The following is a 15969-nucleotide window of genomic DNA, read 5'->3' on the forward strand; positions in this document are numbered from 1 at the left end:
GCTATAGCACTCCCTTCGTCGAAGGCACACCGCTCACGCGCGGATCCATGCTGGTCGCCTCATCCAGCGCCCGGCCAAGCGCCTTGAACACCGCTTCAATCATATGGTGCGTATTCTGCCCGTAGTGAACGATCACATGCAGCGTAATCCGCGCTTCCAGCGCTAATTTCCACAAGAATTCCTGCACCAGTTGAACATCGAAGCTGCCAACCCGGTCTGACGGATACTCCGCACGATACTCAAAATGCGGCCGATTGCTGATATCAATCACTACTTGAGCCAGCGCTTCATCCATTGGAATAAAGACACTGGAGTAACGCTTGATCCCGCGCTTATCTCCCAGCGCCTCACGCAGACACTGTCCAAGGCAAATTCCGATGTCCTCCACCGTATGGTGGTCATCAATCTCAATATCGCCACGAGCATCCACGGACAGATTAAACTGTCCATGCTTGGTGAACAGATCCAGCATATGGTTCAAAAAGGGCACATCCGTTGCCAGCTCTGCCTGACCTGTCCCGTCAATGCCCAGCGCCAGCTTAATATCCGTCTCGTTCGTCTTGCGGCTGATCTCGGCACGGCGCTCACGCACCACGTCCCCAGCTCCTGTAATTTCTGACATCATTCTGCTTCCCCCGCCTTTCCCTCTTTGCGCAGCCGGATCTCTATCGCCCGGGCATGGCCTTCCAGCCCTTCCCGGCGTGCCAGCTCCATAATTGTCGCTCCATTGCTCAGCAATGCTTCCTTGCTATAGTAAATCAGACTCGATTTCTTGATAAAATCGTCCACATCCACCGGCGACGAGAACCTTGCCGTGCCGTTCGTAGGGATAATATGGTTCGGTCCGGCAAAATAATCCCCCACAGGCTCCGAGCTGTAAGGCCCGAGGAAAATCGCCCCGGCATTCTCGATCAGGCCGAGATACGCCATCGGCTCCTCCACGATCAGCTCGAAATGCTCCGGCGCCAGCCGGTTGATCACGTCGATGCCTTCCACGACGGAATCAACCAGAATAATGGCGCCGTAATCCCGCACCGAGGCCTCGGCAATCCCGCGGCGCGGCAGCTCGCCCAGCTGCCGCTGCACCTCCGCCCGGCAGGCCTCGGCAAAGGCTGGCGACGGCGTCACCAGGATCGCCGACGCCATCTCATCGTGCTCCGCCTGGGACAGCAGATCAGCGGCTACATAGGCCGGATCTGCACTGTCGTCCGCGAGCACGGCGATCTCGCTGGGGCCGGCGATACTGTCGATATCGACGACCCCGTACACCTCGCGCTTAGCCAGCGCGACGTAGATATTCCCCGGTCCGCAGATCTTATCGACCGGGGCCATGCTCTCCGTGCCATAGGCTAACGCCGCTATGGCCTGGGCCCCGCCGACCCGGTAAATTTCGCTGACGCCGGCCTCAGCCGCCGCCACCAGAATATACGGGTCGATGCCTTCCGTGCCGCTCGTCGAAGGCGGCGTCACCATCACGATCTCCGGCACCCCGGCCACCTGTGCCGGAATGACGTTCATCAGCACCGATGACGGATAGGCTGCCTTGCCTCCAGGGACATACACGCCGACCCGTTTCAGCGGGCGGATGATCTGTCCAAGCAGGCTGCCGTCGGGCTGCAAATCCATCCAGGAATTGCGCTTCTGCCGAGAATGGAATGCCCGTATATTGGCCGCGGCCGCGGCGATAGCCTCCACAAAGGAAGGCTCTACCTGCCGGTAAGCTGCCGCCAGCTCTTCCTCCATTACCCGCAGCTGTCCTGCCGTAAGATGTACCCGATCGAACTGCTCTGTATATTTCAGCAGGGCTGCATCCCCTTGCTGCTTCACTTGCGCTACGATTTCTCGAACGGCCTTATTCTGCTCGGGAGAGCCGTACTCCACTTCCCGCCGCAGATCGAAATCCTCCGCCTTGACGATCTTCATCGTCATCATCCCCCTTATGCCCGCCGTTTAGATCCCTGTCTTAACCGGAATGACCTTACTGAGCGCATCACATACGCTCTGAATCTCGGCATTCTTCATCCGATAGCTGACCCGGTTTGCCACCAGGCGGCTCGTAATATCCAGAATGGTCTCCCGTTCCATCAATCCGTTCTCCTTCAAGGTCTGGCCTGTCTCCACCAGATCGACGATCCGGTCGGCAAGCCCGATTAGCGGAGCCAGCTCGATGGAGCCGTTCAGCTTGATCACCTCAACCTGCTGCCCTTGCTCGCGAAAATACTGCGAGGCCAGATTCGGATATTTGGTCGCTACCCGTTGGTAAATGCCCGGCGTCCAATCCGGCAAGGCGATGACTGACATCCGGCAGCGGGCAATGCCAAGGTCCAGCAACTCGTAGACGTCCCGGCTTTCCTCCAGCAATACGTCCTTGCCGACAATTCCGATATCGGCGACACCGTATTCCACATAGGTGGGCACATCCACCGGCTTGGCGAGAATGAACTCCATCCCGATCTCCGGCAATTCAATCACCAGCTTGCGCGATTCATCCACATCCGGCCGCACCGGAATACCTGCCTCACGGAACAGCTCCGAAGCTTTTTTATAAATCCGGCCCTTCGGCATCGCGACTTTAATCGTCTGTGTCAAGACTGATCCGCTCCCTTCCGCTCTGCAAAAGTAAGGACCTCTCCATATGTGGTACCAAGAGGACCAACCACGGGAGACGGTTTCCCGCTCTCGGATATCCCTTCTGTCTTCTCCTTATTCAGTGCAGCTGCTTCATCGTCCATATGGCGGAGAATGACGCTTTGTCCTTGGCTCCGAAGACGCGCCGCCTCGGCAAAAGCCTCCTTGCGCCTGCTCTGATCATATTGCAGCAGCACGGGAAGCACTCGTTCCTGCTTGATCCCGTTCACACCGTCCAGAATCCGGCTCGTCTTGAGCGCGAATCCGGTCGCCGGAGCCGGCCGTCCGAATTGCTGCAGCAGGTTGTCATATCTGCCCCCGCTGCAGACGGGGAAGCCAAGCTCGGCTGCATATCCTTCGAAGGTCATTCCTGTATAGTAAGAGAAGTCTCCAATCATCGTCAGATCGATCATGACCTGCTCGGCCACACCGTAATCCTCCAGAGCATCCCACACCGCGCATAAATGCTCGGCGGCATGCTTGGCTTCAGGATTTCCGCTTAATTCTATCGCCTGCGAGCAAATTTCTTTGCCGCCGCGCAGCCGCAAAATCCCTTCCAATTCTTCCTTTTGGAGCTCAGAGAGTGCAAGTCCCGTCAGCATCTCGCGATATCCAACGAAGTCTCGCTGCAGCAGCACCTCTTTCAGGCCCGCCCGGATGTCTTCCTGCCCTTCTCCCGGGATAGCCTCCTCCAGAAGTCCATTGAGGAAGCCGACATGCCCGAGTGCAATCTTGAACGACTGAACTCCTGCTGCCTTCAGCGATTCGATCGCCAGCGCAACCACCTCTGCATCCGCCTCCGGCGAATCATCGCCGACCAGCTCCACACCCGTCTGGAAGAATTCCGCCTCTCTTCCGGCCTCTTCTTCCATAGCCCGAAAGACATTGGCATGATAGGACAGCCGGAGCGGCAACGGCTCTTCCTTCAATAAGGAAGCGACCACCCGAGCAATCGGAGCGGTTATATCCGAGCGAAGCACCATCGTCGTCCCCCGGTTATTTAGCAGCTTGAATAGCTTCTGATCAGACGTGGAGCTGGCTACGCCGACCGTTTCGTAATACTCCATCGTCGGAGTTATAATCTGTCTGTATCCCCAGGCCCCCATGCAATCCAGCACACTACGCTCAATCGCCCGCAGCTTCTCTGCGGCATGCGGCAAATAGTCGCGGACGCCGGCCGGTTTTTCGAACCCCTTTGGTTTCGGCAAAGCTCTCACCTCTTTAGTACATTAAAGTGCTACCATGCTACCAAAATAAAGAATATGCCATATCTTATCATACTCCAAATCAAATCGTCAACGGACGGTTCTTTCATCCTTGCCATTTATTCAAAAGCTTGCCGATGCCTGGTCCTCCACAGAAGCAAGCGGCTTGGTCTTCTTCAAGGAAGCAGGGGTATTCCCCAGAATAACGGAGGCATACGGCAATCTTTTGAAGCAGAATTGAGTGAATCCCCAGGACAAGGCCAAGGCTAGGATTGCCCCGCCAATAATGTACAAGAAATAAGCGAGTCCAATCCCCTCTCCAATCAGGCGATAACGCAGGTGCCGATAGACAAGCAGAACAACAGGATGGAACAAATAAATAGCAAAGGACAGCTCCCCAAGCCGGGTAAGCCAGCGCAGCCACCTGGCGGATGCATGGCGATAGACCGCAAAAGCAGCGTGAAGCAGTACAAGCGCAGAAAGCAGCAGGTGAATATTCCAGACTAATTCAAAGGTATATGTACTTGCTGTGTAAATTCGCTGCCGCAGCATATAGTAGAGCTGTACATCGACCATCGACAGAAGGAGCCAGCCTCCCCACAGAGAGGCCGTTGCTATTTTTTGACGCTTGGTAGAGTCACTCCAGCCTTTGCTAAGCCAATCCTTAATGTAATCAAAATAGACGGCGACAGCCGCGCCAAGCAAATAGAATGAAAAATAGGAGGGGGCGAAGCTGCCCTTATTGACCAATTGCAAATCATACTTATTCCAGACAAAGAACCCCCATTGAAGCATGAGTCCGATCGGAATGATCCAGGCTACCGCAACTTTGCTTCGGCCCATTTTCTGAATCAGCCATAGCAGCAGCGGAAACAGAAGGTAAAACTGAATACTGATGAAGACAAAGTACAGGTGGGTATATGCCGACCCGGTCAGCAGTTGAATACCCAGCTTGCCGAGAAGCTCCGTAACCGGAAGATTGAATAGCGTCTTGGTGTACCAGGAGACCACAAAAAAGTAGCAACAGGAGACCAGTACATAAGGAAGAATGATGTATAGAAGCCGTTTCTTATAGAAGCGTCCAATCCGCTCCATCGTGTAGGACTTACTGTAATAATTATAGAAGAGCACGAAGCTGCTAAGAAAGATAAAGGAGCTTGTCCCGACCCGGAAAAAGATGTTCATCCCGTTATAAAAATAATGGATCGGGGAGGATAAAGCCTGCTCAGCTGCTGCAAATGAAGAGGCATGCACCTGAATGACACAAAAAATCGCAAACGCCCGGAATAAATCCAGTTGAGGAAGCCGTTCTTTTATTTTCGATACCACATCATCCACTCCCAGCCGGTAATTTATAATAAGTTACCCAATCAAGCTGAAATCAAGCTGAATGAAGCCGAAAACCCAGATATAATCCATCATAACTGCAACTGGAAAATTTTAAAACCATTTGTGTCACTTGGGAGTCTTAACTATAGAGATCAAGATTACCGGCCGGTAATCCAACGCTGCTGTAACGAGGAAAGGAACCTTGAAATGAATGAAAAGGAATGGACTGTGCATGCACGTCATGGCGATGAGCTAGCCTTCAATCAATTAGTATCTTTGCATAAAAGAAAGCTTTACAGTATTGCCTACAGCTATCTGCGTAATGAGGCTGATGCTTTGGAGGCGCTGCAGGATAGCGTATGCAAGGCCTGGCTTAAGAAAGCGACGCTCAAAGACCGTGATGCTTTTTTGCCCTGGATTACCCGTATCCTGATAAACGGTTGTATCGATGAATTGAAGAGAAAGCAGAGGGTACTGCCTCAATCCCACGCCGCGTATGAAGGAACGCATGAAATGATGAGCATTTACAGAATGGATCTTGAAATAGCGCTTGCCCGTCTTAAGCCCAAATATCGGCACGTACTGACTTTGAAGTACTACCATGACATGACATTGCCGGACATTGCAAAAATTCTGGATCGGCCTGAGGGCACGATAAAGACTTGGCTTCACCAGGCACTTAAGCAAGTTAGAAAGCAAATAAATAAGGGAGGTGAGCAATACTATGGAGCATCTGGAAAACTTCCGGCTTCACGAAATTAAACAGGAAATTGAAGCTGCTAGCGAACAAGTTGCTGAGGAACGACTTCATCAGGCAGTGGCGAAGGGACTCGATCGTGCCAAGAAGACTTCCATCAAGAGACGAATCGGTTTTCAGGTGGGGATCATGGCCGGGCTTCTCGCCCTGACTGTATTTTTGCTAAATTATTGGGGACATGACATGAAAGAGCAGGGTAATTCCTCTTACGAATCTGTTGTTCAAGGGAGTCTCGGAGATATACCCGAATATGTGCTGTCACAGATGACTTCCGATATGGAGGCAGCTGCCGAGCATGGTCTTTATCAACCCGTTAACCGCTCTGAACAGACTGGACCTTATCAGGTTACGGTTGATGGCATACTGGCTGATCAGCAGCAAATTTATCTGTTTATAACTCTTGCTAATCAATCGGGAAAATCCACCCCCATGGAACTTTCCAATTATCAATTTTATGATCCGAAAGGAGACCGCTCCCCTCGCAGAATAACATCGCCTGCTTTTATGTCCAACGATAAGTACAAGACGGTTCAGCACCTGACCTATACCCTATCCTTTGATGAGTCACCGGCCGGGCTTCTTGTCTTTTCCGGGAATATACAATCCAGCAGCTCTTATGAAGCTGAAAGCGCATTTGAAATTTCCATCGAGTGGAACCCGGACATTTATAAAAATTTGCAGCGCACAATTGCACTTCATCAAACAGAAGTCATCGAGGGACACTCGTTTACGCTGAATAGTCTTGTATTGACCCCGCTCGCCACAACGCTGGCTGTGGATACAGACCCGGAAGCCGGCACAGGAATTGAGGGCTTTATCAATAGCAAGCTGATTTTAGACCGTAAACAGGAGGGGCGGTTTGTACAGGCTATTTATCCAAGAAACTACGAGTACAGGTATGCAGCCGATGATAACTTAAGCTTGTCGCGACTAATTTTCAACAGTATTTATTACCGTGACATCAACGAGATCACCTTCCAGGCTTCAGGTATTACACTAAGCTCACGCCATGCATTTGAAATAACAATAGACACCGCTAAAGAACAATTAATAGCTGCTCCATCCAATTTCACATTACTCAGCTTGAAAGAAAATAATGCTCAGGAGGTAGAACTTCAGCTTCGTTACAGTCCTCCTCAGCCCGATAGCCCTGACCTCGAACCCTTATCCTTTGATTTTAATCGCTATTTCCTGGATCAGGAGGGAAACCGGCATCGCTTCCTTAGTGGAGACTATTTAAAAAGAGTAGCCATTCTCAAATTTGATGCATTATCTTATCCTCAGCCCTTGACCTTCACAGGCAATCAGATTGACAGGGAGCAGATACAGCATGCTATGCAATGGGATTTCCCATTTATTGAACAGTAAGCACGGACTTCATAAAGAACAGTTATTCGAACCATTTTTCGAACCGTTTTTTCGGAATGATGCTGGACTCTCCTTATGAGACTCCTCTTTGGGTGCAACCGATTCTCTGATTAGCCATCTGCTGTTCGCTGTCGGATATTTTAATCGCTAACCGACATTCTAGACTCGCTAACGGACATTCTGAACCCTTAGCAGACTTGTTCTCATGATTCAAAGGGTTAACGGACATTTCGGGCGCTTAGGACGCAAACGACGCTGGTTCACCCGATTCTACTCTCTTAGCAGCCAAAATGTCCGTTACAATTCTGGCTCATCCAAAAGCGGACCGTAAGGAGATATAACGTCCGTTAGACCAAGTACCACGTATTTACTTCGCTTAGATCAAATGTACCGCATGGCTTCCATTGGTAAACAGAGTTGATCCCTGCGATCGAATGTACAAAGAAACCGCCCCCTTTGGTTTATGGTTGGTGGTACCTCCATTTTCCAGAGAGCGGTTTTTTTGCTTGATGAAATGAAAGAGGGGGCTCCTCAGTTCATCTTATGAACACTTTTGGGAACCCTCTTGTCTTTATCCTTCTATTCTATTCATCGAACGCCTTCAAAGCAGCGGGGAGGACCTCGATCACGGTATTGCCTACCGCCGGCAGGCCTACAAGCACAGTGCTGATAATTTCATCTCTTGTAGCGCCGAGTTCCTTCGCATGCTTCACATGGAATGGAATTCCCCCATGCATTCTCACAGCGGCTAGTACGGCAATGTAAGCCAGTTCCTCCGTCTTCGGGTCAAGCTTGCTTGCTTGTCCAAGCCTCTCTACCGTGTCCATCCAGATTTGCTGCTGCTCGGGGGCTTCCCGGATAAACGTCTGGAACGCATTGCTAACATTCGCCATCTCACTCACAAAAACCCATCTCCTCAAATGGAATAAACTACCTTATTCCATTTCGATGCTCAGGGCTTAATTCCTTCCGGCGTCTTGCGCTCTAATTCCCGCAGCGGATTGCCGCCGACGAAGGTGCCGGGAGCTACATCCTTATGTACTACAGAACCGGCAGCAACGACAGCGCCGTCCCCGATGGTGACGCCGGGCAAGATTGTGGTATTGGCACCGATCAGCACCTCGTCTCCAATGACGACCTCACCGAGACGATACTCCCGGATCATGTATTCATGGGCGAGAATCGTGGTATTATAGCCGATAACCGAGTTACGGCCTATGGTGATTTTCTCCGGAAAGAAGACGTCGACCATCACCATCAGGCCGAATGCCGTATGCTCTCCGACCCGCATCCCAAGCATATGGCGATAAATCCAGTTCTTGATGGAGAGAACCGGAGTGTACCGACTGATCTGGATAAAGATAAAGTTCTTTACACCCTTCCATGGGCTGACCGTCCGATAGAGCTGCCATAAAGCATTCGGCCCTTCAACGGGATAGCGGGTAACCTTTCTCACCGCAGCTTCGACTCCCATCCCAACAGACTGTATAAATCAGTCATGTCCTGCAGGATTACATCCGGCTCATACTTCCTAAGCTCTTCCTCACCCTTCAGCGACCAGGCCACCCCGGCGGCCAGCACGCCTGCAGCCCTGGCCGACTTGATGTCCGCAGGGCTGTCGCCCACCATCACCGTACAGGCCGGATCGGCCCCCAGCTGTTCTATCGCTGTTAATACCGGCTCCGGGTGGGGCTTGGGATGCTCCACATCCTGCACCGTCACGATAACGTCCATATATTGCTTCAACTTGAACATCTCTAGTGCACGGAGCGTCGTCGGCCGGATTTTGGTGGTAACCACGCCGAGCCGGATACCTTTCGCATGCAAGGTCGAGATGACCTCATGAACACGAGGGAACTCCGCAACCATGCTGTCGTGATGGGCATAATTAAACTCCCGATAATCCGCGACAAGATCTTCGACCTCCTGCCGGCCTGAAAAGGTCTGCAGTTGATGCTCCAGCGTCATTCCCATATAAGGAATGATCTGTTCTCTGGCATAGGGCTGTCCGGGAAAATTCTTTCCCATCACATGGATGAAGCTGCTGATAATCAGCTCATTCGTATCGATAATTGTACCGTCCAGGTCAAACAATACCGTGTTAATCATGCAGCAAATACTCCTTTACGCCTTCGGTCCGTGCTCCCCTTGATGATCCGAATGATCTTTCTCAGTAACGGAACTTTCATTCACTACTGGCTGTTCAGCCTGCCCCGGGACTTCCGCGACGGGCATAGCTTCTGCGTCCTGCAGCTTGGTTGAGACAATAGGATCCAAGTACCTCGGCAGATCAACCACAGTCTTTCTCCGGTATATAATAATACCAACCGCTGCGATAACAATGACAATCGCCAGCATTTGAGAGATCCGGACATTGCCGTAAGACGGTGCCAAATAGCCCTGTTCAAAGCCAAACCAGGTCATCGGTGCCCACATGCCATTGATCAGCGAAGCCAACCATTCGGCCCCTTGGAAGGCCAGGCTGTCTGTTCTTAGTGCTTCAATAAAGAACCGTCCGATGGAATACCAGATGAAGTAAGACATGAACAGCTCGCCCGCGCGCAAAAACTTCTGTCTGCGAAGCACAAGCAATATGAGAATACCAACTACATTCCACAGGGACTCATACAGGAAAGTCGGATGATGAAAGACTCCCTGAACATTCATCTGATTCACAATAAAATCAGGCAGATGCAAATTGCCTCGCAGGAAGTTCTCCGTCGTCGGACCGCCGTAGGCCTCCTGGTTCACAAAGTTCCCCCAGCGCCCGATGATTTGTCCAATCAGCAGGGATGGCGCGCAGATATCCGCAATGCGCCAGAAATTGTAGCCTTTCTTCCGCACATAGATCAACGCGGCAATAATTGCACCGATCAAAGCGCCATAGATGGCGATTCCGCCATTCCAAATCTTGAAAATGTCAATCAGATTATTCTTGTAGTCATCCCACATGAAGGCGACATAGTAAATCCGCGCTCCTACAATCGCAGAAGGGACGCCGATCAGGAGCAGGTCCATGAAGAAATCCTGCGAAATGTTAAACCGTTTCCCTTCCCAGATCGCTAACAGCAGGCCCATCAATGCAGCACTACCCAGGATCAGTCCATACCAATGAATATCCAGGCTGCCGATTGAAAAAGCGATGGGATTAATCAACAATGTGTTCATCCTTCACTCTCCTAATCCAAATCGTCAATATCTTCCGCAATCGTCTCCGTCAGCTTCGTTGTAAATTGAAGTGCCGCATTATAGCCCATCCGCTTCAGGCGGAAGTTCATGGCTGCAACCTCAATAATGACTGCCAGGTTTCGTCCCGGGCGAACCGGAATCGTCACCAAAGGAACATCAGTATCAATGATACGTGTGGTCTCTTCGTCAAGACCGAGACGATCATACTGCTTCTCTTGCTGCCAGGCTTCCAGTCTGACTACCAGGGTAATCCGTTTGTTATTGCGGATCGCGCCGGCACCGAAGAGCGTCATCACATTAATGATACCCACGCCGCGGATTTCCAGCAGATGGCGGATCAGCTCCGGCGCGGAACCATGAAGCTGGTTATCCGAGGTCTGACGAATCTCCACCGCATCATCTGCGATCAGACGGTGTCCACGCTTAACCAACTCCAACGCGGTCTCACTCTTCCCGATCCCGCTGCTGCCGGTAATCAGCATCCCCACACCGTACACGTCCACCAACACGCCATGAATCGTAGCGGTAGGCGCCAGCTTCCGTTCAAGGAAGCTGGTGATGCGGCTCGACAAAATCGTCGTTGCCATGCTGCTGCGAAGTACGGGAATCTGCTTATTCGAGCTGATCTCGATCAGCTCCTGCGGTACTTCCCAGGATCTCGTGACGATAATACATGGAGTCTCTTCACTGCTGCACAACCGCTCCATGCGGTCCTTCCGTTCTTCAATCGGAAGCATTTCATAAAAAGCCAGCTCAGTCTTTCCTAGAATCTGGACGCGCTCTGGCGGGTGATATTCGAAATAACCGGCCATTTCAAGGCCCGGGCGGTACAGATCATCCACGGTAATCGAACGCTTCAGTCCTTGCTCTCCTGACACGACTTCGAGCCCGAACTGATTGACAAGCTCAGATACTTTCACCTTTTTAGGCATGGTGTTCTTCCTTTCCGAGGCATTCCTGCTCAAATTCAATACCATTAATGTACTCATCGTATCGGAATTTTCACTGTAAATCAATCATTACCGGAATCCGTAGGCCGTTCGGTGTTGCCGGAAGACTCTGCATTTCCCGCTCCATCTGTACGGGTAGAATCCGGTGAATCTATCTCCGGGGATGTCCACGCCTTTACCTTGTAATTTACTCCGTTCACTTGAATTACACTGCCCTCAGGCACTGCTTGATCCAGCACCACGGTAACCCGCCCTGCATACTGATCCGGGCTTGTCTTGCTCTCCTTCGGAAGACCGGCATTGTTGTCCTCTCCATCGGAAACCGCGGTCCCTGCAGCTGTTCCAGACTCGGATTTCCCAGTCTGATCCGGTTCGCCGGTACTCTCTCCGGCAGCATCTGCTTTGTCTTGATCTGCAGCCTCGCCATCAGTTTCATCCGCCGCATCTATGTTGTTTTGATTTCCTGCCGTATCACCGGCTTCATCCCCGTTCTCAACCTGATCCGTAGTTCCATTTTCAGTTGTCGGGGCTCCTGAGGTTCCTGAGGTACCCGAGTTATCCGAGGTACCTGAGTTACCTGAGCTACCTGGGTTACCTGAGTCACCTGAAGTATCCGGTGTGTCCGCAGCGTCTGAATCTTCCTGCTTCGGAAGCGCACATCCGCTCTCATAGTTCTGTATCGGCACCACTTGCGGATCCAGGCCCGGCGCTGTAAGCGTCAGCTCGGTCGGTGTGAACACCGTGCACTGAGCCAGATCATCAAACGGGAAAATCAAGCGTGTCTGCTCTTTTTCACCGTCAGCCACGATCAGCTTCTCGGCAAAGACAATCTGTTCTTCGGCAGTATTCCCTTCGTCCGCCACTACCGGAGGAGTCTCAGGCAACGGATCTGCCTTTCCGATGATGCCGGTCTGTTTCAGAACCAGCCAGCTCGCCGCCACAATCAAAATCAGCAGCACCATCATCGTAGAACCCATCATGACCGTCTTCCGATTCCCGGAAAAAAATCGGCTCACCGGCGACGACAGCTCCAGCTTTGCCTTGTTGAGCACCGTGCTTAATGCCGGGCCAGCCTTGGCGAAATATTCACGGCGGTTTTCCCGGCTTTTGAATGCATTTTTATCATGCCGTTTGAAATAAGCCAGAATTGCCGCAGCATAAGCAGGCACCAGGCCGCGCGGGCGGGTAAAGCTCGAATCGCTCTGCGACCACAGCAAGAACTTGTAAATTATATTCTTATCCGCAGCATTTCTGCGCAAGTAATCCAGCAACGCCCCATACTCTACAAATCCGGCATCCGACTCCCGGAAGAAAGCAAGCGCAATTCGCGGAAATTCAGCCGTTTCGATCTCGCCCTGCAGCCATTTCCGGGCCGTTTGCTGGACCCGGTCTGTCTCCATCGGTCCAAGTCCGGCGAAGATCTCGGCCTCCGGCTTCGGTTCGGTGAACAACCGGTACAGCGCATGAAGCATGACGGCATGACTGCTCAGTCTGGAATCCCGCAGTTCTTTGGCCGGGCGGCTTAAATCATGCTGTCTCAGAAATTCGGCCCCTACCACCTGTTCTTTCGTCAGCCTGTCCAGATCCAATTCGCTAAGCAGCAAACGAAGAGCCGACGAGGTTAGCAGCTCGGTCATGCCGGAATTTTGGAAGACCCGCTCCCTCTCCGGGACTCCGGCATCCCACTTGCCTATCTCCTTCATCACAATATCTGCAGCCCGCAGAAGCTGGTTCGCACTTCGGAGCTTGTCCATCAGCCGGGTTCGGCTCAACTCCTGAAAGGAATGATTTTGCAGCACGAACGGGAACTTCTTTCCCCAGGCTCGAATCAGATTCAAGAGTGCTTTCAGATCGGTTGCCCGCTGAAACTTAGCCCGAATATACGGATCGAACAAGACCGTCATCAGCCGCTCACTATTCAATACGTTCGTGAAGAAGGCGGCCTCCAGCCCGGTATGTCCTTCAATAAGCGTATAGAAGGCATCCGCCTCCTCTTGCCGCTCCTGTGTCATAGCGTTGTGCAGCGCAAGAATATAATAGGAGACAATCTTGTCCTCCTGTCCCGCACCAGGCAAGCCGAAATAATCGCGGAAGCACTCTGCCACAGCAGCAGGCGGGATATGTCCCAGCCTGTTAAGATCAAATTCCCGGTCAAAGCGGGAAAGGAAGAGATCATTCAGCCTCATCCGGGCATCCAGCCCGCCAGGCGGCTTCAAATATTCCAATAAGCCCCGAAGAACCGTAACCTTGTTCTCTTCGTATAGAGACTCTTCACCGCGCTCGATCCGGTAATATACTGCCAACTCATGATAGCTGGATAAGGCCGACTTCCGTTCGCCCTCCATGCCGGACAGCATTTCATCGGCAAAATCAAAAAATCCTTGAAGCTGCTCCTTCTGCTCTAAATGGCTCCATACGAAGTCCAAATAAGGCTGACGGGACCAGTCCGCATCAATCTGCCCAAATCGCCCGGCTGCCAGATCAAAAATATAGTCTTTCTCGATGCTCCGGTCATGCGGGCGCAGGCTGCCCTTCTCCACAAATTGCACTTGAATAAACTTCCGGCTCTGCGGCTCCTTCACATAGGATAGAAATCCAAGCCGTCTGCGATGTTCATAGGGTAGACAGGAATATACAATTTGCATTAACGAGAGGGCCTCTCTCGAGATATCTTCAACGGGGACATCCAGCGAGATATAAACCTTCTTCCGTCCTTCGCCGGAAGCGGTCATGACCGCAAACAGCAATTGCTTGAATAGCTGTTCGTCAAACCCCAGGCGCTCCAAAGTTTCCTTGGCGGAAGCATGTCCAAGCGCAGCATCCGCAGCCGCTCTTGTCGGGACTTCGTCCAGCTCAGCCAGCTCTGTGCCGATCTCCGGATCATAGCTATCCGCAAATGACGCGTCGAGCCAGGCACTAAAGCTCTCAGTTACTTCCCCGGAACGGCCCGAAGGAATAATGTAGTTATGCGTTAAAAAGGCGCTTCGCAGCCCCGTGAAATCCACCGGCTGATAGATGCTCCGTCCCAGTACCGTCTCTCCGTTCTCTGCATGAAACAAGTGAACGGCCTCCGGATACAGCGCTCCATCCTTCTCGCTGCGGGATACAAGCTCCGCCGGCGCATCATACATACAAAAAGGGTGGAGCACCTTTTTAATAAATGCGACATCCAGCCCGGACGATTTGGCTACCGTATCAAAGCCTTCCGTGGAACGAAAGACACCCTTCCGCTCCCGGGTATACATCTGCTGCTGGATGCTTCCTGGAGAGTTCGGCTTCAATTCGCTTCTCTCCCCTCAATGTATTTCAGTTGATACAAGAGCCAGATAAAGGGCTCATCCACCCGGATCGGGCTAACCACGCCCTGGAGCTTCTGGTCGATAGGGTTGCTGCCAAGCGCGGAGACGGCGAAATACGCGGTGTTCTTGAAGTAAACGTCCATCGTTCCCTTGAAGGGCCGATCCACCTTTTCAATAAAGCGCCGGATTTCGCCGTCGATATTCTCGAATTCGGTAATATTGAATGTCTTCCGGTGCACCACATTGTTGAAGACGTTACTATTCGACTTGATATACTCTCCGTCCTCGTCACTGAGCGCACGAAGCATGTCGCTCTTCGTCAAGACGACGGCTGTAGGAATATCGGTCTTCCCCTTATCCTCATAAGCGATGAAATCCCCGAACATGGTCAGAACGACATCGCGCGGCTCATCGTACTGGGATACCCATTCTCCCGGCTCGGTGCCAAGATTGATCCGGATTCGTTCCCGGATGGAACGGATCTGCAGCGGGTCGACCATGAATAAAATACCGGAGGAGTTCTTAATATGCTGCCCCTGCAGTCCAAGATAGTCCTGATCCACCATGCCCTCACCGGCTACATCGAAGAACACCAGCGTCAGCGGCGGCTTACTCTCGTCCTTGAAGACGAATTGGAAAATAAACGGCTCTTGCATCCTCTCCTTCTGGGTGGAGGCAAGCAGATCGCCCCGTTCAAATAAAGGCTCCTCATACATACTCCGGAACTTACGGCTAATCTCCGCATTCAGCGGCATACAGGCCGCATCGAAATGATCTGCGGTCGTATTTTGCAGCGTATGGATCAACGAGGTCATATAGACCGATTTCCCCACCTGGGAAGCTCCAATAATGGAAATGATATTGCTCGGCACTTTGCCTGCCGTGACCGGCAGCTCGTTGTGGCAATGCGGGCACAGTCTGCGCCGGGTCACAATGCCATAACGGTCGTTCAGTCCGATCAGAACATGATCCGAGTAAATATGATGCTCCTCCGGCACCTGTCTGGGGTGGATAATCGCCTCCAGATCATAGACCGTATCCAATCCGAAGCGCTCCCGGTATTTATTCAGCTGCTCATCCTCGCCCAGCGCGTAATCCTCATCGTCCTCCCGGTGATGGGCGGCACGAAAGACAACGGCCTCCGGTGAAAATTTGCTGAAGCAAAAAGGACAGACAATATCGTAAAATAACGGACGCGGCGCGTCCTGCGTTTTTTTCTTGAAAAGCTCGAAAAGGCCCATGGT

The 15969-nt window shown here is 52.0% G+C and carries 14 protein-coding genes; 2 read left to right on the forward strand and 12 right to left on the reverse strand.

What is annotated here, in order from left to right:
- Nucleotide 1: 1 nt before the first annotated feature.
- The 5 genes from hisB to TX85_RS17165 all read right to left on the reverse strand — a co-directional run bounded on the left by hisB (nt 2) and on the right by TX85_RS17165 (nt 5162).
- Entirely contained in the window at nt 2-622 is a 621-nt protein-coding gene (gene hisB, locus TX85_RS17145; protein ID WP_044480914.1) for an imidazoleglycerol-phosphate dehydratase HisB, read from the reverse strand.
- Entirely contained in the window at nt 622-1923 is a 1302-nt protein-coding gene (gene hisD / locus TX85_RS17150) for a histidinol dehydrogenase (RefSeq protein ID WP_044480762.1), read from the reverse strand. Before hisD ends, hisB begins: the two co-directional genes overlap by 1 nt.
- Nucleotides 1924-1950: 27 nt before the next feature.
- Nucleotides 1951-2589, reverse strand: a complete 639-nt coding sequence (gene hisG / locus TX85_RS17155; protein ID WP_044480763.1) for an ATP phosphoribosyltransferase — start codon at nt 2587-2589, stop codon at nt 1951-1953.
- Nucleotides 2586-3836 (reverse strand): ATP phosphoribosyltransferase regulatory subunit, encoded by a 1251-nt coding sequence (locus TX85_RS17160; protein ID WP_044480764.1) that lies wholly within the window; start codon nt 3834-3836, stop codon nt 2586-2588. Before TX85_RS17160 ends, hisG begins: the two co-directional genes overlap by 4 nt.
- Before the next feature lie 120 nt (nt 3837-3956).
- A complete protein-coding gene (locus tag TX85_RS17165; protein WP_049895016.1) occupies nt 3957-5162 on the reverse strand; it encodes an acyltransferase in 1206 nt (401 codons plus the stop codon).
- 207 nt (nt 5163-5369) lie between these two features.
- Here TX85_RS17165 and TX85_RS17170 point away from each other — a divergent pair, with 207 nt between their 5' ends.
- A complete protein-coding gene (locus TX85_RS17170) occupies nt 5370-5924 on the forward strand; it encodes a sigma-70 family RNA polymerase sigma factor (RefSeq protein ID WP_044480766.1) in 555 nt (184 codons plus the stop codon).
- Nucleotides 5887-7287 (forward strand): DUF4179 domain-containing protein, encoded by a 1401-nt coding sequence (locus TX85_RS17175; RefSeq protein ID WP_044480768.1) that lies wholly within the window; start codon nt 5887-5889, stop codon nt 7285-7287. The genes TX85_RS17170 and TX85_RS17175 overlap by 38 nt, the downstream gene beginning before the upstream one ends.
- A gap of 584 nt (nt 7288-7871) precedes the next feature.
- On the opposite strand, the gene TX85_RS17180 is transcribed toward TX85_RS17175, so the two are convergent.
- The 7 genes from TX85_RS17180 to TX85_RS17210 form a co-directional block, all read right to left on the reverse strand.
- Nucleotides 7872-8180, reverse strand: coding sequence for a carboxymuconolactone decarboxylase family protein (locus TX85_RS17180; RefSeq protein ID WP_044480916.1), 309 nt, complete (start codon nt 8178-8180; stop codon nt 7872-7874).
- Nucleotides 8181-8239: 59 nt separating this feature from the next.
- On the reverse strand, nt 8240-8743 hold the full coding sequence (locus TX85_RS17185) for an acyltransferase (RefSeq protein ID WP_187375168.1): 504 nt from the start codon (nt 8741-8743) through the stop codon (nt 8240-8242).
- The gene (ppaX, locus tag TX85_RS17190; RefSeq protein ID WP_044480771.1) at nt 8740-9396 is read right to left on the reverse strand and encodes a pyrophosphatase PpaX; all 657 of its coding nucleotides are present in this window, start codon (nt 9394-9396) and stop codon (nt 8740-8742) included. Before ppaX ends, TX85_RS17185 begins: the two co-directional genes overlap by 4 nt.
- Before the next feature lie 15 nt (nt 9397-9411).
- Nucleotides 9412-10455 (reverse strand): prolipoprotein diacylglyceryl transferase, encoded by a 1044-nt coding sequence (gene lgt / locus TX85_RS17195; RefSeq protein ID WP_044480772.1) that lies wholly within the window; start codon nt 10453-10455, stop codon nt 9412-9414.
- Between the two features lie 11 nt (nt 10456-10466).
- The gene (hprK, locus tag TX85_RS17200; RefSeq protein ID WP_044480773.1) at nt 10467-11408 is read right to left on the reverse strand and encodes an HPr(Ser) kinase/phosphatase; all 942 of its coding nucleotides are present in this window, start codon (nt 11406-11408) and stop codon (nt 10467-10469) included.
- An 80-nt stretch (nt 11409-11488) separates the two neighbouring features.
- A complete protein-coding gene (locus tag TX85_RS17205; protein WP_049895018.1) occupies nt 11489-14707 on the reverse strand; it encodes a GAP1-N2 domain-containing protein in 3219 nt (1072 codons plus the stop codon).
- On the reverse strand, nt 14704-15966 hold the full coding sequence (locus TX85_RS17210) for a TRAFAC clade GTPase domain-containing protein (RefSeq protein WP_044480775.1): 1263 nt from the start codon (nt 15964-15966) through the stop codon (nt 14704-14706). The genes TX85_RS17205 and TX85_RS17210 overlap by 4 nt, the downstream gene beginning before the upstream one ends.
- Between the last annotated feature and the right edge of the window lie 3 nt (nt 15967-15969).

The organism is Paenibacillus antibioticophila (assembly GCF_000455265.1).
Taxonomy (GTDB): domain Bacteria; phylum Bacillota; class Bacilli; order Paenibacillales; family Paenibacillaceae; genus Fontibacillus; species Fontibacillus antibioticophila.